Origin of the sequence: Pseudoalteromonas shioyasakiensis (assembly GCF_001550135.1) — a bacterium.
In the GTDB taxonomy this organism is placed as follows: domain Bacteria; phylum Pseudomonadota; class Gammaproteobacteria; order Enterobacterales; family Alteromonadaceae; genus Pseudoalteromonas; species Pseudoalteromonas shioyasakiensis.
In genome coordinates, this window is the sequence record NZ_LRUE01000025.1 from 76,070 (window position 1) to 96,975 (window position 20,906).

Below are 20,906 nucleotides of genomic sequence, written 5' to 3' on the forward strand. Positions count from 1 at the left end.
TGATTGTTCCCCCTTAGCTCAGTTGGTTAGAGCGACGGACTGTTAATCCGCAGGTCCCCCGTTCGAGTCGGGGAGGGGGAGCCAAATCATAGCACCACACTACTCTATTTAGTTCCCCCTTAGCTCAGTTGGTTAGAGCGACGGACTGTTAATCCGCAGGTCCCCCGTTCGAGTCGGGGAGGGGGAGCCAACTCCACGAATCTATTAAAATTTTATCTACTACTATTCGTCGATTGTATTAGACTTTAAAGCACTTATAATCTAACCTAATTTAAGTTTATTCTATATTATGCTTTAGAATACAACGACTATACTTAAAGCAATCAATCAAGGAATTGATTCCTTCCTTTAGGCTTTTAAAAGATAAGAACATGGCTGGCTTTAAAAAACTTATTTTTATACAACTTATATCTTGGTTGCTGTTTGCATTATTAGGTGGTTACTTTATTGCGCTTAGCTTTGATAGCGCAGTCAGTGATGCACAGCAAAAAGCACAGCGTGTAGTAAACGCATATATAAATACACAAACCATTGAGCAACTTGCACCAGAGAAAATACAAAAAGCATTTGCCGATGGCAGTACTTTTTCTAAACTTGTGATCCGTGATCAATCAGGTCAAGTGATTAGCATGGTAGAATCTAGCCAATCCCTACCCTTGTTTGCTGAAATAGTTAATAACAGTTTTAATTCTATTCGCCCTCAGTTCGCCGTTAATCAAACATCTGACATTAAAGTAGAGTTTACGATTAATGCACACAACCTGGCTAGCCTATTACAACAGTCTTTATTTATTGTCGTTTTAATTTCAGGCCTTATTGCCCTACTTCCTATTATTTATATGAAGAGCATGTTCCGCCGCCTAAATCGTAAAATTAGTACGACTATTTCAGATATCGTTGATATTTATATCAACCAAAACCAGGTTAACGGTGACCTTGAGCAAGCGATGGATACCACCCGCTTAAAGAAGCTAAGCAAAGATTTAATTCCATCGTTCAATCGCCTATCGCATTTCTTACAGACCAAGCATGATGACATTCAAAATAATGCGCTAAATATTAAAAAAGAAGCGTATAAAGATGTAGTTACAAACCTTGGCAATCGAAATATGTTTGTTGAGTACTACGAAAAGAATATTGAGAACGCAGAAAAGAGCACCTTTGGTTCGCTTGCCATGGTTCGTTGTAGCGAATTGCAAACCATCAACCAAACCCGTGGTTACCAAAAAGGTGATGAATACGTAAAAGGTGTGGCCGATATTATTAAACATATTAGCGGCACCTATACAGGCAGTCAGGTTTTTCGTTTAAACAGCTCTGACTTTGCAGTGGTATTACCTAATACCCCTCTTAAAGAAGCTGAACGTTTTGGCGATAACTTACAATCGCGTTTTACTCAGTATCAGCAAAACCAAGAATTAAGCTCAGTTGCTAACACAGGTATTGTTGGCTACGAAAAAGGTAAGCCGCTTGGTGAGTTATTATCGATTGTTGATAATGCAATGAGCATGGCGCAATCTAAACAAGCGAATGCATGGCATGTGCAGCGCGAAACAGACTTAGTTAATAACGCCAGCGCAGGTTTTGGTAACCAAAACTGGCGTAAAGTTATTAGCGAAGTTATTGAGTCGAAACGTGTTCACTTGGTTATGCAGAACATTATGCCAATAGGTAAAAGTGTTAAAGCCTATGCCGAGATCCAAGTTCGTTTTAAAACTGCAGAAAATCAAATGCTGCCAACAGCCTCTTTTCTTGCTATGGCAGAGAAGCTAGAAATGGCAATGGAAATTGACCGCTTAATTATCGACACCACTTTAGAAAAAGTTAAAACGCGTAATTTCTCTGAAAAATTCTTTGGTATTAATGTTACTGCATCAAGCGCTCACAATGATCAGTTTGTGATCTGGTTAGAACGCCGCTTACTGAAAGACAGTAACATTGCATCAAAACTTATTTTTGAAGTCAGTGAGTTTGGATTACAACAAAACATTAAAGCAAGTAAACGCTTTATCGATATGGTACATCGCGTGGGCGCACGCATTACTGTAGAACGTTTTGGTGTGGGGTTAACCTCATTTAAATTCTTTAGAGACTTAAAACCTGACTTTATCAAAATGGATGCAAGCTATACTCGCGGCCTCGAAGAAGATAAAAACAATCAATACTTTATGCGTTTAATGGTAGATCTTGCTCACCGTATTGGTGTGAGTGTATTTGCTGAAGGCGTAGAAAGCCAAGAAGAAAAACATATCATCGAAACGCTGTGCTTAGATGGTGTGCAAGGCTATTACATCGAAAAGCCGAAAGATATCTAACCCCTCTTTAAGGCCCAAAAAACCTTACTATTTTTGGGTCTATTCCAGCTATACCCAAGCCACCTCAAGATGCAGAATTCAGCGTTTCACAGGTGCTTAATATCAAGGCGTTACTTTGCAACAATGGTAGTCCCTTTTAAGAAGTAACAACGATGAGAGTAAGTGCCTGTGAAACGCCCAAAGGGTTGGTTTAAAAGCGATTTATACTGCGTTATTGATTTTAACAATAGAACCACTATTGTTTGCAATCAATGCCTTGCCTAAATCGCTTTTAATTCCAACTGAAACTCGCATCTTGAGGTGGTTTGGGTATATTAACTTTGCTTTAACACTTTAATCGTAAACAGCTTTGTTAATTTTAGCTATTCGTCCCTCATGTGTTGTGTCGGCCCCCATAAAAAAGGATAATAGAGCCGTTTTTATTCTCGTGAGGCACGCATGACAGAGTATGTCTTGTTATTGATTGGCACTGTGCTAGTCAACAACTTCGTTTTAGTTCAATTCTTAGGTTTATGCCCGTTTATGGGTGTATCGGGTAAGTTAGATACCGCAATTGGTATGTCTTTAGCCACAACCTTTGTACTTACACTTGCCTCCGTGACTAGTTATCTGGTGAATCATTATATTTTGATCCCGCTGGATATCGAATTTTTGCGTACCATGAGTTTTATTTTGGTTATCGCTGTTGTCGTGCAATTTACCGAAATGGTGGTGAGAAAAACCAGCCCGACACTCTATCGCTTATTAGGGATTTTCTTACCGCTTATCACCACTAACTGTGCTGTTTTAGGTGTTGCTCTACTTAATATCAAAGAAGACCATTCATTCTTACAATCGGCTGTGTACGGCTTTGGTGCCGCAGTGGGCTTCTCTATGGTGTTAATACTGTTTGCCGCATTACGTGAGCGTTTAGCTGCGGCTGATGTCCCTGCTCCTTTTAAAGGTGCTTCAATTGCGATGATCACCGCAGGCCTTATGTCGATGGCCTTTATGGGTTTTACAGGATTAGTGAAGTTTTAATATGACCTTGTTTTATGCTTTGATAGCGTTAGGTTCATTAGCGCTAATTTTTGGTTTAATTTTAGGTTTTGCCGCCGTTCGTTTTCGCGTTGAGAGCAACCCTATTGTTGACCAAATTGATACCATTTTACCGCAAACACAGTGTGGCCAATGTGGCTACCCTGGCTGTCGTCCCTATGCAGAAGCAATTGCCAATGGTGACGAAATCAATAAGTGCCCACCAGGCGGCGAAGCCACGGTAAAAAAACTCGCTGATTTAATGGGTGTTGAAGCAAAACCGCTGGCTGGCGGTGAGCAAGCAGATCCAGTTAAAACCGTTGCCTATATTCGTGAAGATGAATGTATTGGCTGTACCAAATGTATTCAAGCCTGCCCTGTTGATGCCATCGTTGGCGCAACTCGCCAAATGCACACTGTATTAATTGATGAATGTACCGGTTGTGACTTATGTGTTGAACCGTGCCCTGTAGACTGTATTGATATGCTACCTGTCAAAGAAACCAAACAAACCTGGAAATGGCAATTAAACGCAATCCCTGTGACTCAGGTAGATTAGGAGCACAGATGGAAAAATTAATAGATCAAATTAAACAAGGCAAAGTGTGGTCTATACCTGGAGGCGTTCACCCACCAGGTCAAAAGCTGCAATCAACAACACAAGCCATTGCAAGACTGCCACTACCAGACAAGCTCGTTGTATCACTAAAACAACATATTGGTGCTAACGGTAAACTTATTGTTGAAAAAGGCCAGCAGGTTCTAAAAGGTCAAGCATTAACTAAACCAAGCGGTAATTGGTCAGTGCCTGTGCACGCGCCAACATCAGGGTTGATCAGCGATATTTGCCCAATGCCCTCTGCTCACCCGTCGGCGTTGCCTGAACTTAGCGTTATTATTGAACCTGATGGTGAAGATAACTGGTGCGAGCTTAACCCTGTAACTGATGCCAAAGCACTTTCCCATGATGAGCTTGTAGATATTATTCATCAAAGTGGTATTGCAGGTATGGGCGGTGCTGGCTTCCCAACCTATGTAAAAGCTGATACCCGTAAAGCCATCGAGTTTTTAATTGTTAATGCTGTTGAGTGTGAGCCTTATATCACTGCTGATGACATGCTAATGCGCGAACATGCCGATGGCATAATTGCCGGTATTGAATTAATGCAGCAGCTGTTAAGTCCACAGCTGACAATTATTGGTATTGAAGATAATAAACCAGATGCCATTGCTGCCATGAAACTCGCAGCACAACATAACGACAGCATCATAGTGCAAACAGTACCAACGGTTTACCCTTCTGGCGGTGAAAAACAGCTAATTAAATTGCTAACGGGCAAAGAGGTCCCTAGTGGCAGTATTCCTGCCGATATTGGTATGTTGGTGCAAAATGTCGGTACTTTGTTTGCGGTAAATCAAGCCGTACATGAAGGTAAACCTCTTATAGAGCGTGTAGTAACGGTAACCGGTAACACCATCCATAAACAAGGTAATGTGTGGGCTTTACTAGGCACTGAAATTAAACATTTATTAGACTGCCAAGGCTTTTCTCCGGTTCCACAGCAACGTGTGGTTATGGGCGGTCCAATGATGGGCTTTACCCTACCAACCGTGCGTATTGGTGTGGTTAAAGCGACGAACTGTATTTTAGCGCCAGATCACCAAGAGCTTGCTGAGCCGGGTGATGAAAAAGCCTGTATTCGTTGTAGTGCCTGTGCTGACGCCTGCCCTGCTTCATTGTTACCTCAGCAATTACAATGGTTTGCTAAGTCTAAAGAATACGACAAACTCAACGAGCACAATTTATTCGATTGTATTGAATGTGGCGCCTGTGCTTATGTTTGCCCAAGCGAAATACCCTTGGTGCAGTACTATCGTGTTGCTAAAGCTGAAATCAAAGAGCAGCAAGCAGAGCAAATCAAAGCAGAGCGAGCAAAAGAGCGTTTTGAAGCACGTAAAGAGCGCTTAGAGCGCGAACAAGAAGAGCGTCAAAATCGCCATAAACGTAAGCCGGCTGCTAAGTCAGATGGCGAAAAACAAAAAGTGGCCGATGCACTCGCCCGAGTTAAAGCTAAATCTGATGATAAAGACAGTAAGTCAGCTGTCGCTGCAGCTATTGCCCGTGCGAAAGCGAAAAAGCAAGGTGCAGAGATTGAGCCTGATAACTCTGAAGTGGCTAAAGAGCGTGCAGCACGTAAAGAACAAGCACGTAAATACAAAGAGCAAAAAGCACTAGAGCAAGGTGAAGAAGGCGTCGATAAAGACGATAAAAAGTCTGCTGTTGCTGCCGCTATTGCCCGCGCTAAAGCGAAAAAAGCCGCACAAGCTACAGAAGAAAACGCTTCTGCTGAAACTGACGCTGCGCCAAAAGATGACAAAAAAGCTGCTGTTGCAGCTGCTATCGCTCGTGCTAAAGCGAAAAAAGCAGCGCAAGCTGTTGAAAATCAAACTGAAGCTGAAGAAGATAGCGCACCAGTTGATGACAAAAAAGCTGCTGTTGCTGCTGCAATCGCTCGTGCTAAAGCAAAAAAAGTAGCGCAAGCTGCTGAGAATCAAACTGAAGCTGAAGAAGATAGCGCGCCTGTTGATGACAAAAAAGCTGCTGTTGCTGCTGCAATCGCTCGTGCTAAAGCGAAAAAAGCAGCACAAGCTGCTGAGAATCAAACTGAAGCTGAAGAAGATAGCGCGCCAGTTGATGACAAAAAAGCTGCTGTTGCAGCTGCTATCGCCCGTGCTAAAGCCAAAAAAGCAGCTAAAGAGCAAGCGCAGAGTGACGACTCTTCACAGCAAACTAATGATTCAAGTGCTGAGGCAGATGCCCAGCCACAAGCTGACGCTCCTGAATCTAACGAAGATAAGAAAAAAACTGCCGTTGCTGCCGCTATCGCTCGCGCCAAAGCGAAAAAAGCCGCTAAAGAGCAAGCACAGAGTGACGATTCTTCAGAGCAAATAAATGATTCAAATGATGAGGCTGATGCCAAGCCGCAGTCTGATGCTCCTGAATCTAGCGAAGATAAGAAAAAAGCCGCTGTTGCAGCTGCCATAGCTCGCGCCAAAGCGAAAAAGGCCGCTAAAGAGCAAGCGCAGAGTGACGAATCATCAGAACAACTTGATGATTCAAGCGATACGGATGATTCAAAACCGCAGGTTGATGAACCTGAGTCTAGCGAAGATAAGAAAAAAGCAGCGGTCGCTCGTGCCATTGCAAGAGCTAAAGCGAAAAAGTTACAACAAGAAGGAAACGATAAGTCATGAAACTAACCATGGCGAGTTCGCCGCATAATCATAGCCATAAATCATTAAGCCGATTAATGATGACAGTGATTGCTGCGTGTATTCCAGGCTTAATCGCGCAAGTTTTCTTTTTTGGTAGCGCTGTTTTAATTCAGCTTGTTCTCGCGCTAATTACAGTTAGCGCCTGTGAAGCCGCTGTATTGATGCTTCGTAAACGCAAAGTTTGGCCAACACTCAGTGATGGTAGTGCGTGGTTAACAGGCGTATTACTGGCGTTGAGTATTCCCCCTTTAGCGCCTTGGTGGATTATCGTAATTGGCTGTATGTTTGCAATTGTTATTGTAAAGCAGCTTTATGGTGGCCTTGGCTTTAATTTATTTAACCCTGCTATGGCAGCTTATGTATTACTACTTGTATCGTTTCCGGTGCAAATGACAAGCTGGTTACCTGTTAGTGATTTACTTGCATCTCCAATCAGCTTCTCACAGCAGCTGTCTGTTATTTTCAATGGCTTTACCAGCGCTGGTTTTAGTGTTGATCAATTACGTGTAGCGATTGATGGCACAACCATGGCAACGCCGCTTGATACCGTTAAAACAGATGTCGCCCATCACCTAACGGTGGCTGAGAGCATGAGTAAGCCTCTTTTTAATGACTGGTTTGGCCTTGGTTGGGGCTGGGTTAACCTCGGCTTTTTAATCGGGGGGCTTTATTTATTAAAAGCTAAAATCATTAATTGGCATATCCCTGTTAGCTTTTTAGCCTCATTGGCCGTGTGCAGTGGTATTGGTTATATTGCAGCTCCTGGCACAGAGCCAGGCGTGGTATTTCATTTATTCAGTGGTGCAACCATGTTAGGGGCATTCTTTATTGCTACCGATCCTGTTTCTGCATCAACCACAAATAGAGGTCGTTTAATTTATGGTGCGTTAATTGGTCTACTTGTTTACTTAATTCGTACTTTCGGTGGTTATCCTGATGCTGTGGCATTTAGTGTATTGCTGTTAAATATGGCGGTACCTTTAATTGATTACTACACGAAACCACGTACTTACGGCCATGGGGTGAAATAATGATCCTTTCCTCAATGACTAAAAACGGCGCTATTCTTACAGCATTTGCGCTCATTACCACAGGCACTGTGGCCCTGACTCATAGCCTGACTGCTGAGCGTATTGAAGAGCAAGAAAAGCAACAACTTGCAGAGCAACTTCAACAAGTACTTGATGCCCATCATTATGACAATCAACTATACAAAGATTGTGTCGTGATCACCGATGAGCGCTTAGGTCCACGCCCAGAGCAAGTTATTTATCGTGCTTACAAAGACAATAAGCCTTACGCTTTAGTGATGCGCCATGTAACACCAAGTGGTTACAGTGGCGATATCAACTTATTAACTGCGGTTTTTGCCAATGGTGAAATAGCGGGTGTTCGTGTCACTAAGCACGAAGAAACACCGGGCCTTGGCGATAAAGTTGAGGTCAAAAAATCAGACTGGATCACCCTTTTCAAAGGCCAAAATGTACTGGGTGAAGATGATAGCCGCTGGGCTGTTAAAAAAGATGGTGGCCAATTTGATCAGTTTACTGGCGCAACCATTACACCGCGTGCCGTTGTCGGCTCAGTAAAACAAGCTGTGCTGTTTGCCCAAGCTGAATTTGATAACTTGTTTGCTGCGCCAAACATCTGTCAAGGAGCCAAGTAATGAGCCAAGTTAAAACTTTATTTAAAGATGGCATGTGGGCCAATAACCCTGCCCTTGTGCAGTTATTAGGCTTGTGCCCGCTACTTGCCGTTACCTCTACGATTACCAATGCATTAGGCCTAGGTTTAGCAACTTTATTGGTTCTGGTTGGTTCTAACGTCACCGTATCGATTGTGCGTAACTGGGTACCTAAAGATATTCGTATTCCTGTTTTTGTGATGATCATCGCAGGCTTTGTAACCATCGTGCAGCTAATGATGAATGCCTATACATTTGGCCTTTATCAATCACTGGGGATTTTTATTCCACTGATTGTTACCAACTGTGCCATTATCGGTCGCGCAGAAGCATTCGCTTCTAAAAATACCGTGCCACTTTCAGCCTTTGACGGCCTGATGATGGGACTTGGCTTTATGTTAGTTTTAGTGGTGCTAGGGGCAATGCGAGAGCTTATTGGTCAAGGTACGCTATTTGATGGCGCCGATTTATTATTAGGGCCATGGGCTGCTGCACTTCGAATTGAAGTATTTAGTTTTGATAACCAATTTTTATTGGCAATTTTACCACCGGGTGCCTTTTTAGGGCTTGGTTTATTGATTGCTGCAAAAAATGTCATTGATACACAAATAAAATCTAAGCAAGTTGTTACTCCAGAAGCAGAAAAAGGCCCTAGAGCCCGAGTGACAAGTTTAACTTAAAGGAGAGCACGCACCGTCACTGCGTGCTTTACGCCACCATGAATAAAGAAAAGCGCTATGAGATCTTATCTCGTTTACGTGAGCAAAACCCGCACCCAGAAACAGAGCTTGAATACTCAAGCCCGTTTGAATTATTAGTTGCGGTTACCTTATCAGCACAAGCTACAGATGTGGGTGTTAATAAAGCAACCCGTAAGCTATTCCCTGTTGCTAACACGCCTCAAGCGATTCTTGATTTAGGCCTTGAAGGCCTTCGCGATTACATCAAGACCATTGGTTTGTTTAATTCTAAAGCCAATAATGTCTATAAAATGTGTGAGATTCTGGTCAATAAACATAACTCAGAAGTACCAGAGAATCGTGAAGCGCTCGAAGCATTACCGGGTGTTGGCAGAAAGACTGCAAATGTTGTTTTAAACTGTGCCTTTGGCTGGCCAACAATTGCTGTCGATACGCATATTTTCCGCGTTTCTAACCGCACTAAGTTTGCCATGGGTAAAGATGTAGTTGCTGTAGAACAAAAACTAGAAAAAGTGGTACCTAAAGAATTTAAGGTCGATGTACACCACTGGTTAATCCTGCACGGTCGCTATGTGTGCACGGCTCGTAAACCTAAGTGCGGCAGTTGTATTATCGAAGATTTGTGTGAGTTTAAGGAAAAGACTGAGTAGTTAAAGTCTACTCTAAAGTTAACAATTTTAAGGTGAAGTTGCTCACCTTTTTCTATCACCTCAGTAAGTTCATTTTGCAGATTGTGCCAAACACAAGGTTTGGCACAATAAGCCTAGCCATTATCGCTGGTTTTGGCTCACCTGCTTTTTAATAAACTCTCGCGTATCATTTAACAACGATACTCTTGCTGGTTCGTGAACATACATCATGTGACCACCGTGATAATAGTGATAGTCAATTTTATCAGCGTATATACCGTGTCTGTTTAAGGTGTATTCTGCATCAAAAAATGGCGTGACAATATCGTAATACCCTGAGGCAACCATCACTTTCATTTGCGGATTACTGCGAAGCACATAAGATAAATCTGGCGCGGTATTGACGTATCTTGGCTCCCATCCTTGTCCATCAGGAGCAGTACGCCAGCGCCAGTTATCTGATAACTCAGGGTCACCAGGGTTTAAGTATTTTCTTTTCCACTGTACGTTTAAATCTGTGCGCATGTATTTCATCAGTGCCGCTTTATATGCAGGCCCTATCACTTTAGACGCATCTTGCTTAGGAGCCGCTGTTAAATCGTCTCGTTCATCAAGCTTATAACGTCCATCAAGCAAGCCTACTGCGACGCCCTCATCACGCAATAACTCTTTAGCGAATCTAAAGGCATTAATGCGTAAATCAACCTGCTCAATATATTGTTTGCTTAGCCCTGTATAACGGTGAAGGCCATCAACAATTTGCGCTCTGTCAGCTTTACTAAGGGCATTCCCCTTAAATAAGGCTGGTAGTAATTCATCAACTGCAAATTGTCGGCTCGCATCAATAAACGCTTCAAAATCTCCAGATGTGTCTACTTTTTTATGATACCAAGCAGTTGCAGCAAGTGTGGGTATGTAAGTGATGTAAGAAATGATGTTGTCATCAACATAAGGGCTTGAACCTTGATAGTCTAAAGCTTGTGACACAAAAATAATGCCATTTACATTGATCAGGTGTTTATCCATAAGCACTTTAGAAACCGCTGCCGCTCGAGTTGTCCCGTAGCTCTCTCCCAATAAAAATATTGGTGCATTCCAGCGATTTTCTTTTGTTAGCCACTGGGCAATAAAATCAGCGATAGAAGATGCATCTTGATTTAAGCCCCAAAAAGCTTTGCTGTCAGTGTCACCTAAGGCACGCGAGTAACCTGTGCCAACAGGGTCCACGAACACCATATCAGTCACATCAAGTATCGTCTCAGGCGCATCTTTTAATTCGTAAGGAGCCATTCCTGGATGTGAAGCATCGCTTGGTACAACAACTCGTTTAGGACCATATGCACCCATATGTAACCAATTAGACGATGAGCCTGGGCCACCATTCCAGATAAATGTGACTGGTCTGTTTTTGTTATCGCTTGCAGCTATATAATCAAACGAAAAGATAGCAGCAGTTGGCTCTTCGTTTTTGTTTAATAAATAGGTTTCACCGGCTACAGCTTTGTATTTCAGCCTTTTGTCATTAAAAGTACCTTTATGCTGGGTCACAAATTTAGTGGCTTCTGGTATCGGCTTCTTACTGTTGTTTGAATTTGAGACTTCATCTGCATTAACCGCGCTTGTACAAAGCGCAAACAATGTAGAGATGACTACAGTTTTGAAATTGGCAACATACGCCATGTTTTATTCTCCCTAGCAGGCTTATCTGTATCTGGCTTGAGTGGCTTTATCACTCAGTGTGCAATTAACCTTTTACTTAAGTGATTACTTTTACAGCAAGCACATGTAATTTCAACTATCTGCGATTAACACGTAAAAAGCTTATCTTTCTCGGTATAAAAAATATCAAAGTATTAATTTCACAAGCTTCCATCCTTTCGTTATGCTGTTGAGTAATGTGATATTTTTATGAGAATAGCTATGTTACCTTTACTTCGTATCTTATTAATTGAGCAAGATCCTGCCACCTTAAAAGAGCTTTCAACAAACCTAGCAAAAACAATCCCCAATTTTGAGCGCAGTGATGTTGATATCGACATTATTGAGTGCATTGAGCTCAAGCAGGCGTTGAAATATGTAGAGGAAGATGGCGATATTCAAGCTGTGGTACTTAGTTGGGATGTACTGAACAATGGCGAGCGCACCTATAGCCGTTTTATCGAGCAATTAAAAGGCATACGCCTTGAGCTGCCTGTTTATGTTATTGGTGACGATACGAAAGGCTTGGAAATAGTTAACGAGTCAGAAGAAATTGAATCTTTCTTTTTTAAAGATGAGGTCATTTCAGACCCTGAAGCAATCTTGGGCTATATGATCAATGACTTTGATGACCGTTCAGAAACCCCATTTTGGACCGCCTACCGTCGTTATGTGGGTGAATCGAACGATTCATGGCACACACCTGGTCACAGCGGCGGAGCTAGCTTTAGAAATTCTCCCTATATTAAAGACTTTTATCAGTTTTATGGCCGTAACGTATTTGTTGGCGACCTGTCGGTTTCTGTCGACTCGCTTGGTTCACTGTCTGACAGCACCAACACCATAGGTCGCTCTCAAGAATCAGCTGCGGCGACATTTGAAGTAAAACATACCTACTTTGTTACCAATGGGTCTTCCACTTCAAATAAGATTATTTTGCAAACTTTGCTGCGTAAAGGCGATAAGGTGATCATTGACCGAAACTGCCATAAATCAGTACATTACGGCATTTTGCAATCGGCTAGTTTACCTATTTACTTATCGAGTATTTTAAATCCTAAATATGGTATCTTCGCGCCCCCTTCACTGGCTGACATCAAGCAAGCGATTGAACAAAATAGCGATGCTAAATTACTGGTTTTAACTGGCTGTACTTACGATGGTCTACTTAGCGATTTAAAACAAGTAGTGGAATTTGCACATCAGCACGGTATTAAAGTGTTTATCGACGAAGCGTGGTTTGCTTACTCGCTTTTCCACCCGAGTTTACGCCACTACTCAGCTATTAATGCTGGCGCAGACTATGTTACCCATTCAGCACATAAAGTGGTTTCAGCGTTCTCTCAGGCGTCTTATATTCATGTGAACGACCCTGATTTCGATGCCGATTTCTTCCGTGAGATCTACAGTATTTACGCCAGTACCTCGCCAAAATATCAGCTCATTGCTTCGCTGGATGTATGCCAGAAGCAATTAGAAATGGAAGGTTATAAATTACTGAATGCCCTGCTGAATCATGTTGCAGAGTTTAAGCAGCAAATGGCTTCACTGAAACATATTAAAGTGCTCGATAAGCAAGATTTCATGGATATATTCCCACATTTTAGTGGCGATAACATGGGTCACGACCCACTGAAGATCCTTATCGATATTAGCGAGTTACCTTATTCATTAAAGGATATTCATAAATTTCTATTAGATGAAATTGGCCTTGAAATCGAAAAGTACACGCACAGCACCATTTTAGTTTTGCTAACTCTTGGTGGCACACGCTCAAAGATCATTCGCCTTTACAATGCGCTGAAGAAACTCGATAGCGGTAAAGTAAAACTTGCCACTTCAATGAGGCGCACACGCCTACCAGAGAATCTACCCGCTATAGACTTAGCCTGTATTCCTAGTGATGCATTCTATGGCGAACGTGAATCTGTACCAATTAGCAAAAGTAACAACCGAATTTGTGCCGGATTAGTGACACCTTATCCTCCTGGTATCCCACTGTTAGTGCCGGGGCAACATATCACTAATGAGCATATCGAATATCTTAAGGAGTTGGCGGGTCAGGGCCTGACAATTCAAGGGAGCTTTGATGGCGAAATTTATGTACTTAAAGGTAAAGTGAAAAGCTAAGCTTTCGCTTATACCGCAAAAACCTCATTGTTATGCAGCAATCCCGATTCATTGCTGCATAACGCCACCCTTTTCATATTAAACGCTTTGTCTCAATGCTACTGTGCATGCAATCGAAATAACTTATAATCCATTTTTAATAATTTTAATGCGCAGCGTTGTACCATGCTGCGTTATTGAAATTGTGCGAATTTAAAGACAAGAAAGAGGATGCTTAAAATGCGCTTATTACACACAATGCTTCGCGTTGCTGATTTAGATAAATCAATTGAATTTTATACGCAGGTATTAGGTATGAAAGAGCTGCGCCGTGCAGACAACGAAGAGTACCGCTACACCCTTGCTTTTGTCGGTTATGGTGACGAAAAAGATTCGACCGTGCTTGAGCTTACTTATAACTGGGATACAGACAGCTATGATTTAGGTAATGCATACGGTCATATTGCTATCGAGTTTGATAATATTTATAAAGCCTGCGAAGACATTAAAGCTGCTGGCGGTAATGTGAGTCGTGAGCCGGGTCCTGTAAAAGGCGGCACAACTGAAATTGCATTTGTTAAAGACCCAGATGGTTATGCAATTGAGTTAATTCAGAAAAAAGATAACAACACTTTTTGATTCATACCGGCTATTTCAGCGATTGCTGAGATAGCCACTTTGCGAGTGCTTTTTCAAGTTCAGCAAAATTAATTGGCTTTGCGATATGGTCACTGATACCAATTTTTGCGCTTGTTTCGATGTCGTCTTTCATAGCATTAGCACTAACCGCAATAATCGGCGTATCAAAATCTGGCCTTGCAAGTAAGTTTTCGCTGGCAGTTAATCCATCCATCACCGGCATTTGAATATCCATTAAAATCAGTGCGTAATCTTGTGTTAGGGTTTTCTCACAGGCAATTTGTCCATTTTCTGCCAATTCATAATTTAGACCTAATTGAGTTAAATACTTAGAGATAACAATTTGATTAATTGGGTTATCTTCGGCAATTAATATTGGCTTGTCGACTGATTTAAAATCGAACTGAATGTCTTCATTTGATTGGTGTACTTTTTCGCTAGCGTCCTGTGTGTTTAGTGATTTAAAATTAACATTAATGGTAAACTCGGTACCTTTGCCAAGCTCACTGTCGATACCAATAGTACCTCCCATCAAATCAATCATCCCCTTACTGATGGCAAGCCCAAGACCGGTTCCTCCATATTCACGAGTGGTGTTACTTTGCGCTTGTACAAAGGGGTTAAACAGAGCTGTTATTTTATCTTCAGCGATACCAATGCCTGTATCTTTTACCGATAACTCGACGGCTGTCTGGTGTTCATCTCGGCTTTGCAGAGTAAGCGAAAGAATGATCTCTCCTTGATTGGTAAACTTAACGGCGTTAGAGAGCAAGTTAATCAGCACTTGTTTAACGCGTATTTCATCACATTCTACATTCAGCGATTGTAATGAGGAGACCTCAAGCCGGCAGCCAACCCCTTTAGCATCACAACTCGGTTTAAATAGTAAGATAAGGTCATGGCAAAGCGCGACTAAATCACATTGTCGCGACTCGAGCTCTACCTTATTGGCTTCTATTTTTGAAAAGTCGAGAATATCGTTAATCACGGTTAATAACACATCACTACAGTTGTTAATTTGCCTTACAAACTCTGCTTGCTCTTGTGTTAACGTGCTTTTATTGAGTAGCTGCAAAAAGCCCACAATACCATTCATCGGAGTACGTATTTCATGGCTCATATTGGCTAAGAACTGGCTTTTAACTTGCTCAGAGCGCTCAGCGCGAAGTTTTTCTAATTGCAATGAAGTAATTTGTATATCAATGGTATCGGCCATGCTGCTAAGGGAATCTGCAATATCTTTAAACTCTTGATAATGAAAATCGTCGGTATCTTGTTTGTAATTACCTAATGCATATTCTCGGCTAAGAGCAGTAATGCGATTTAGCGGGTTATGGAGCCGTGCCGTCAACCAACGCACTGAAATAAATGAAATAATAGAGAGTCCTACAATTGACAACCCTGCCAATATAGCCGTTTGCTTTACAGCGCTGGTGTAGGTGGTTTTTGCTTCATTAATTTGGAATCGTAAACTGGTTGGCTTACCTGCATAAAAAACATTACTGATTGAGGCCTGCCCCATTAATTTGCCGTTATCGCCAGCATCGCCCACGCTATATAAAATGTTATCTTGTGCAGTAATTTGTACCTGCTTACCTGCTTGATAAACCGGTTGTTCATTATGTATTGCAAGCCACTTTAACGCCTCTGATAAAGGCACAAAAGACACTAACACGCCCGTTTTGATTATTGGCTCACTAAGAGAATCTTGCTCATGTAACAACTTAGATGTAATTGCCAGTAAGGCATTTTGTTTTGCCTCTGCAGGCGCAAATAATTCACTAACTTGGGGGTTATCGATAATTTGAACTGTGTTTTGCTCTGTTGATGTCTTGGCGCTGTCGAGAATGCTTTTTGTGAGTTTATAGTTCAAATTTAAAGAGGTAATAGGGTAACCTTCAACTATAAAGCCTTGATTATCAATTACAATCGATGCTTTTATCTGTGGATTCTGGGCAACAAACTCCTGCAGTTGTACAAGCGCGAACTGTGAGTACACCACTTTATTGGGCAGTTCTGTAATCGCTTTAGTGCTACTAAGCAATTGGCTGTTTTTCTCAAGCTTAAATAAGAGTTGTTCAAGGCTGGCCGCATTATTTCTAGCTTGCCATTGTAAACTCGTATTTGCTTGGTCAATTGAGCTTAAATAGAATCGCCCTATCATCAAACCTGCAAGGATCAGCAGGGGAATAATGACCAGTAGTAATACACTGATAAATAAGGCGCGACTAAAGCGTGGACTACTCATTCAGCCCCTTCATTGGCAATCGAACGCTCTGCCAACCCTTGCATAAAAAGCCCCGCTTGCTCAGCAGTTAAGGCACCACTGCCATAGCGAATAAACCCTTTATTTAATACTTCCCATACGATGATCATAGATGCGGTTGAAGGCATAGGTTTTGTAAATTGTATGGCATCAATTAAGGTTGATAACTCAGTGCCTTGTTGTGCTTTAAGGTTATTTAAAACCTCAGTGTTAACTGGGATATCTTGAAGTTTTTGCCAAACCAGTGTTTGGAATTTTTCTGCTTGAACCAATTTAGCAAATTTGATCAAATTGTCTTTATTAACACCATTTAAGCCATCATTTGGAAACGCCAGCACAAAGGTTGAGTAATAAGGCTGCATATACTCACCATTGAGTTTCGGCAATTGCTGCACAGCTAAACTATCACCAAGCGCCTGCTCATACGTTTTTAATGCCCAAGCACCATCGATGATGAAGGCGGCTTGCTGCGCTTTAAATGCATTATTTGAGCAAGTGTAATCGCACTGTCTATCAACCAGGTTTTGTTTATTTAAACCCCAAACAAATTTGAGAGCCGATAGCATTGCTGGTGTATTTAGCTGAACTTGATTATCTACAAGTAGATCACCACTAAAAGCCGATAGGAACGGGATAAACCAATACATTTCCATAAAACTCCATGTAACGAGTTTCACTTTTTCAGGCAATGAAGGTTGAATTTGGTATATATCCTGCCAGTTTTCTATTGGCTCTTTAACAAACTGCTTATTATAAAAAAGTAACAAGTGATTCCCTTGAATGATGGGTATACCTAAGAGCTCATTGTTGAGCTTTGCAGTTTCTAAGGTTCGCTTGTCTGTGGTATCAGCTATGAGTGAGTGTGGAATAACGCTGTAGTTGGCATATTTATCAAGGCCTAAGTGATCAGCGGGTACAATAATTACGTCTGTTGAGGTGCTGGTACTAGTATTTTGTACCAACCTTACCTTTAGCGCCTTTTGGTCAACCAATACAGAGTTAACCGTTAAACCGTTTTGCTCTGCAAACTCACTAAGCAATTGGTTAAAATGTTCATGCTTCATGGTATGGGCTAGGTTTATCGTTGCTGCATAGCCATCAAACGTAACTAATAGCACCGCCAGCCAAAATACTCGCCACACGCTAATTTCTACTCAAAATGAATTAAAATTACTTTTTAGTTAAGCACATATGCCTTAAATTGCCCAGCCTAATCAAGGGTTTTCTTAAATCTAAATGCAGCCACAGCCAAGCCCAAAATAGTAAAAGCTAAAAGCCAAAGTAAGTCACTGCTCATACTTATTAAATTGACATCTTTTAGCACGATTCCACGTACTAATCTTAGGTAATGCGTTGCGGGTAAACACTCAGCAAGCCATTGCGCTGCCTTTGGCATACCTTCATAGGGAAATACAAAACCTGACAATAAAATAGAAGGTAATAGAATGAAAATTGTCATTTGCATTGCTTGAAGCTGATTTTTAGCGATGGTTGAAAGTACTAAGCCAAGCACTAAACTGGCACATATAAAGGCAAAGGTTGCGACAACCAATGCGACTAAACCACCTCCAAAAGGAATATGAAACAAGAGCTTACCCATGCCTAATATAATAAATAACTGAATAAAACCAATGAAGATATAAGGCACCACTTTACCGATCATTAATTCAAGCGAGCTTAATGGTAAGGTGATTAAGAGCTCCATATTACCTCGCTCTTGCTCTTTAACAATGGCAGCAGAGGTAAACATAATCATCGTCATGGTTAAAATAACAGCAGCTAAACCTGGCACAATATTCACTGCAGAGCGTTGCTCTGGGTTATAAAATAAGGTCGTCTCAAAGGTTGGGTATGTTCTATTCGCAGGCTTATCGAGAAGCTCTGCAAGCGGCATATTGCGCAGCGATTTTATGCTCGACGCTACCATTGTATCTGAGCCGTCAACTAACCAATGTGCAATTGGCCTGACTAACGACTCATTACTGCCATCAGGCAAACCAAAACCCACTGTTGGGTGCTGAGCAAGTCGGTTTGCCACATCGTGGGGTATAAACAGCACAGCCCGCACTTTCGCACTGGCGATTGCTGTTTGTGCCTGTTCTATACTGTCGTAATAATCTGTCACTTTAACCACATTTGTCGCCGATACTGTTTGTACTAAAATGCGACTGAGCGCAGTTTGACTATGATCGACCACTGCAACAGGGATATCTTTAACGTTGGTGTTAATAGCATAACCAAATAGAATCAGTTGGATAAGGGGGATCATCACCACCATCGCAAATGTCATTCTATCGCGGCGTAATTGTAGTAATTCTTTGCTTACAATTGCTTTTATGCGGCTTAATGAAGTCATAATACTCATTGTCTGCCCTGCCCTGTGCAGGTGACAAACACGTCTTCAAGGCTTGGGCGCACACTATTTACTTGCCACGTATCCTGACAAAATGATTGCTGCTTTATGAACTCAACGGGGTCTTGAACATCTTTTTTCACTAAGACTCGCAGCTGTGCACCTAATTGAGTGGCTGAAATAACATGGTCAATTGTTGCGAGCTGTTTTTTTAATTCTCTGGTTTGCGCCCCTGCGATTTCTACAACATGAGCGTGCATGTCTGTCATTAATTGCTTTGGAGAGCCATCCGCGCGTTTAATACCTGATTCTAAAATGGCTAAACGATGACAACGCTCTGCTTCATCCATGTAATGAGTGGTGACTAATATCGTGGTACCGGCATTACTTAAATCAAACAGTGTTTCCCAAAAATCACGGCGATTTTGTGGATCGACTGCCGATGTTGGCTCATCAAGAAATAAAATTTTCGGTTTATTAATCACTGCAGCAGCCAATGCTAAGCGCTGCCGTTGCCCCCCACTCATACTTCCGGCCATTTGATCAACTCTTTGATCAAGACCATAGGTATGGAGCAATTCGTCAATTCTTTGTTGTTTTTGCTGCTTTTTAAACGGGTAAAGCGCCGCCATGAACTTTAGGTTTTCAAGTACGGTCAGGTCACTATAAAGTGAAAACTTTTGCGTCATATAACCAAGTTGCGTTCTGAGCTTTTCAGCATCTTTTGGCAGACTCAAGCCAAGCACATTGATATCACCAGAGGTTGGCTTCAATAACCCCGTAAGCATACGGATTGCTGTCGTTTTACCACAGCCATTAGGGCCCAAAAAGCCATAAATTTGCCCTTGCTCAACGTCTAGATCAAGGTTATCAATCGCTTTTAAATCGCCAAATTGTTTTACCAAACCTTTGGCATGGATCACCGATTCAGTCATGGCATAATCACTTGAGCAGGTACGCCTGTCGGTAAATTATTTTCACTTACCGGTAGTGTTACCTCAGCAAGATACATTAATCTCGCACGCTCTTCCTGATTAAGGGCATAAAAAGGCGTGAACGCAGGCTCTGAGGCAATCCAGGTAAGTTCACCCTGTAGATCTTTATCTATGCCATCGACGCGAACCGTTAGGGTCATGCCCTGATTGAGCTTGGCACGATATGGTTCAGGGATATATACGCGTGCGTAAGGTGCGCTGTTTGCTTGAATTATAACGACAGGGCTACCTTTAGTAACTCGCTCACCTACGTGCCAAGGTAAATTATCGACCCTGCCAGCACGCATCGCTTTAATTGTCAGATCTGAGAGGTATTTTTGCTGTACTTTTAGTTCTGCTTCTGCCGCCTGAACTTGCGCTTTCGCACTATTAATATCTTCAACGCGAGAACCATTTGTTAACTCATTTAAGTTCTGCTTTGCTGATTCTAAATTAGCAAAAGTCTCATCTCGTGCAGCGGTAGCACTGTCTAAGGTTTCTTGGCTTGCGAGTTTATCTTTAACTAAGGTTTTTGCACGGCGAAAATTAGCTTCGCTTTGCGTATATGCAGCATTGGCTGCTGCTACTTTGGCTGATGCAGCAGCAACTTCTTCGGGGCGAGCACCATTCAAGGTTTTTTCAAGAAATGCAGTGGCTTGAGCTAATTGAGCTTGTGCTTTAGCAACAATCGCTTGTTGTAGTTCAGCATCGAACTTTGCAATCACCTGCCCTTTTTCGACCAACTGGCCTGCTGAGACGGGTAAATCGATGAGTATTTCGTTAGTCGTTGCAGGATGGATCACACGCTCACGCTCAAGCGTTCCTAGCGCTACTCCCTCATTTGAGTCTGAACAAGCAGTAATGACTAAAGAAATTAGTATGAGTACAACACGTTTAGCTAACATTTTAATTTCCTTATGGTTAGCTGATGAGTTGCTAGATACTATAAAGTATTAAAATGATCTGTAAAAGTGATCTATAGGAATTAAAGTTTTAGAAATATATGGAGTCTATATCGTAAAGATATATGGAGAATAAGGAATATTAAGTTGAAAAATCTTAGTTCTATTTGAAATGATATATAGATAGCCTTTCCAACACATCAACTTACTTAAAGTAAGTGGCGCCCCCAAGAGATTTGTACTCTTGATAACGTCGTGCATAGATTGCGCGGTGTTCACCGCCCTACTACACATAACCTACTTGAATAAGTGGCGTCCCCAAGGGGATTCGAACCCCTGTTAC

At 41.8% G+C, this 20,906-nt stretch carries 16 protein-coding genes and 2 tRNA genes; 12 read left to right on the plus strand and 6 right to left on the minus strand.

Annotation, left to right across the window (positions count from 1 at the left end; all coding sequences use genetic code 11):
* Nucleotides 1–7: 7 nt before the first annotated feature.
* The 10 genes from PASHI_RS21665 to nth all read left to right on the plus strand — a co-directional run bounded on the left by PASHI_RS21665 (nucleotide 8) and on the right by nth (nucleotide 9,643).
* A tRNA-Asn gene (locus PASHI_RS21665) sits at nucleotides 8–84 on the plus strand.
* 29 nt (nucleotides 85–113) lie between these two features.
* Nucleotides 114–190 (plus strand) — tRNA-Asn (locus PASHI_RS21670).
* 181 nt (nucleotides 191–371) lie between these two features.
* Nucleotides 372–2,315 carry an EAL domain-containing protein gene (locus PASHI_RS21675; protein WP_062567019.1) on the plus strand — a complete coding sequence of 648 codons (1,944 nt, stop codon included), beginning with the start codon at nucleotides 372–374 and terminating at the stop codon, nucleotides 2,313–2,315.
* 438 nt (nucleotides 2,316–2,753) lie between these two features.
* Nucleotides 2,754–3,335 carry an electron transport complex subunit RsxA gene (rsxA, locus tag PASHI_RS21680; protein WP_054553689.1) on the plus strand — a complete coding sequence of 194 codons (582 nt, stop codon included), beginning with the start codon at nucleotides 2,754–2,756 and terminating at the stop codon, nucleotides 3,333–3,335.
* Between the two features lies 1 nt (nucleotide 3,336).
* Nucleotides 3,337–3,891, plus strand: coding sequence for an electron transport complex subunit RsxB (gene rsxB / locus PASHI_RS21685; protein WP_054563643.1), 555 nt, complete (start codon nucleotides 3,337–3,339; stop codon nucleotides 3,889–3,891).
* 8 nt (nucleotides 3,892–3,899) lie between these two features.
* Nucleotides 3,900–6,587, plus strand: coding sequence for an electron transport complex subunit RsxC (gene rsxC / locus PASHI_RS21690; protein ID WP_062567020.1), 2,688 nt, complete (start codon nucleotides 3,900–3,902; stop codon nucleotides 6,585–6,587).
* Nucleotides 6,584–7,639, plus strand: coding sequence for an electron transport complex subunit RsxD (gene rsxD, locus PASHI_RS21695; protein ID WP_062567021.1), 1,056 nt, complete (start codon nucleotides 6,584–6,586; stop codon nucleotides 7,637–7,639). Before rsxC ends, rsxD begins: the two co-directional genes overlap by 4 nt.
* A complete protein-coding gene (gene rsxG / locus PASHI_RS21700; RefSeq protein WP_054563640.1) occupies nucleotides 7,639–8,274 on the plus strand; it encodes an electron transport complex subunit RsxG in 636 nt (211 codons plus the stop codon). Before rsxD ends, rsxG begins: the two co-directional genes overlap by 1 nt.
* Nucleotides 8,274–8,972 carry an electron transport complex subunit E gene (locus PASHI_RS21705; protein WP_054553694.1) on the plus strand — a complete coding sequence of 233 codons (699 nt, stop codon included), beginning with the start codon at nucleotides 8,274–8,276 and terminating at the stop codon, nucleotides 8,970–8,972. The genes rsxG and PASHI_RS21705 overlap by 1 nt, the downstream gene beginning before the upstream one ends.
* A gap of 38 nt (nucleotides 8,973–9,010) precedes the next feature.
* On the plus strand, nucleotides 9,011–9,643 hold the full coding sequence (gene nth / locus PASHI_RS21710) for an endonuclease III (protein WP_054553695.1): 633 nt from the start codon (nucleotides 9,011–9,013) through the stop codon (nucleotides 9,641–9,643).
* A 120-nt stretch (nucleotides 9,644–9,763) separates the two neighbouring features.
* Here the strand turns inward: nth and PASHI_RS21715 are convergent, their stop codons facing one another.
* Complete coding sequence (locus PASHI_RS21715; protein WP_062567022.1) at nucleotides 9,764–11,302, minus strand: S10 family peptidase; 1,539 nt, start codon at nucleotides 11,300–11,302, stop codon at nucleotides 9,764–9,766.
* A gap of 240 nt (nucleotides 11,303–11,542) precedes the next feature.
* Between PASHI_RS21715 and PASHI_RS21720 the strand changes: the two genes are divergently transcribed.
* Nucleotides 11,543–13,450 (plus strand): aminotransferase class V-fold PLP-dependent enzyme, encoded by a 1,908-nt coding sequence (locus PASHI_RS21720; RefSeq protein WP_062567023.1) that lies wholly within the window; start codon nucleotides 11,543–11,545, stop codon nucleotides 13,448–13,450.
* Nucleotides 13,451–13,669: 219 nt separating this feature from the next.
* Nucleotides 13,670–14,068 carry a lactoylglutathione lyase gene (gene gloA, locus PASHI_RS21725; protein WP_062567031.1) on the plus strand — a complete coding sequence of 133 codons (399 nt, stop codon included), beginning with the start codon at nucleotides 13,670–13,672 and terminating at the stop codon, nucleotides 14,066–14,068.
* A 10-nt stretch (nucleotides 14,069–14,078) separates the two neighbouring features.
* On the opposite strand, the gene PASHI_RS21730 is transcribed toward gloA, so the two are convergent.
* The 5 genes from PASHI_RS21730 to PASHI_RS21750 all read right to left on the minus strand — a co-directional run bounded on the left by PASHI_RS21730 (nucleotide 14,079) and on the right by PASHI_RS21750 (nucleotide 20,566).
* Nucleotides 14,079–16,316, minus strand: coding sequence for an ATP-binding protein (locus tag PASHI_RS21730; protein ID WP_062567024.1), 2,238 nt, complete (start codon nucleotides 16,314–16,316; stop codon nucleotides 14,079–14,081).
* Nucleotides 16,313–17,476 carry a sugar ABC transporter substrate-binding protein gene (locus PASHI_RS21735; protein ID WP_062567025.1) on the minus strand — a complete coding sequence of 388 codons (1,164 nt, stop codon included), beginning with the start codon at nucleotides 17,474–17,476 and terminating at the stop codon, nucleotides 16,313–16,315. Before PASHI_RS21735 ends, PASHI_RS21730 begins: the two co-directional genes overlap by 4 nt.
* A 68-nt stretch (nucleotides 17,477–17,544) precedes the next feature.
* Nucleotides 17,545–18,690: an ABC transporter permease gene (locus tag PASHI_RS21740; RefSeq protein ID WP_062567032.1), complete on the minus strand. Its 1,146-nt coding sequence runs from the start codon at nucleotides 18,688–18,690 to the stop codon at nucleotides 17,545–17,547.
* Nucleotides 18,691–18,695: 5 nt separating this feature from the next.
* A complete protein-coding gene (locus PASHI_RS21745) occupies nucleotides 18,696–19,622 on the minus strand; it encodes an ABC transporter ATP-binding protein (RefSeq protein ID WP_062567026.1) in 927 nt (308 codons plus the stop codon).
* Nucleotides 19,619–20,566: an HlyD family secretion protein gene (locus PASHI_RS21750; RefSeq protein WP_062567027.1), complete on the minus strand. Its 948-nt coding sequence runs from the start codon at nucleotides 20,564–20,566 to the stop codon at nucleotides 19,619–19,621. The genes PASHI_RS21745 and PASHI_RS21750 overlap by 4 nt, the downstream gene beginning before the upstream one ends.
* Nucleotides 20,567–20,906: the final 340 nt, after the last annotated feature.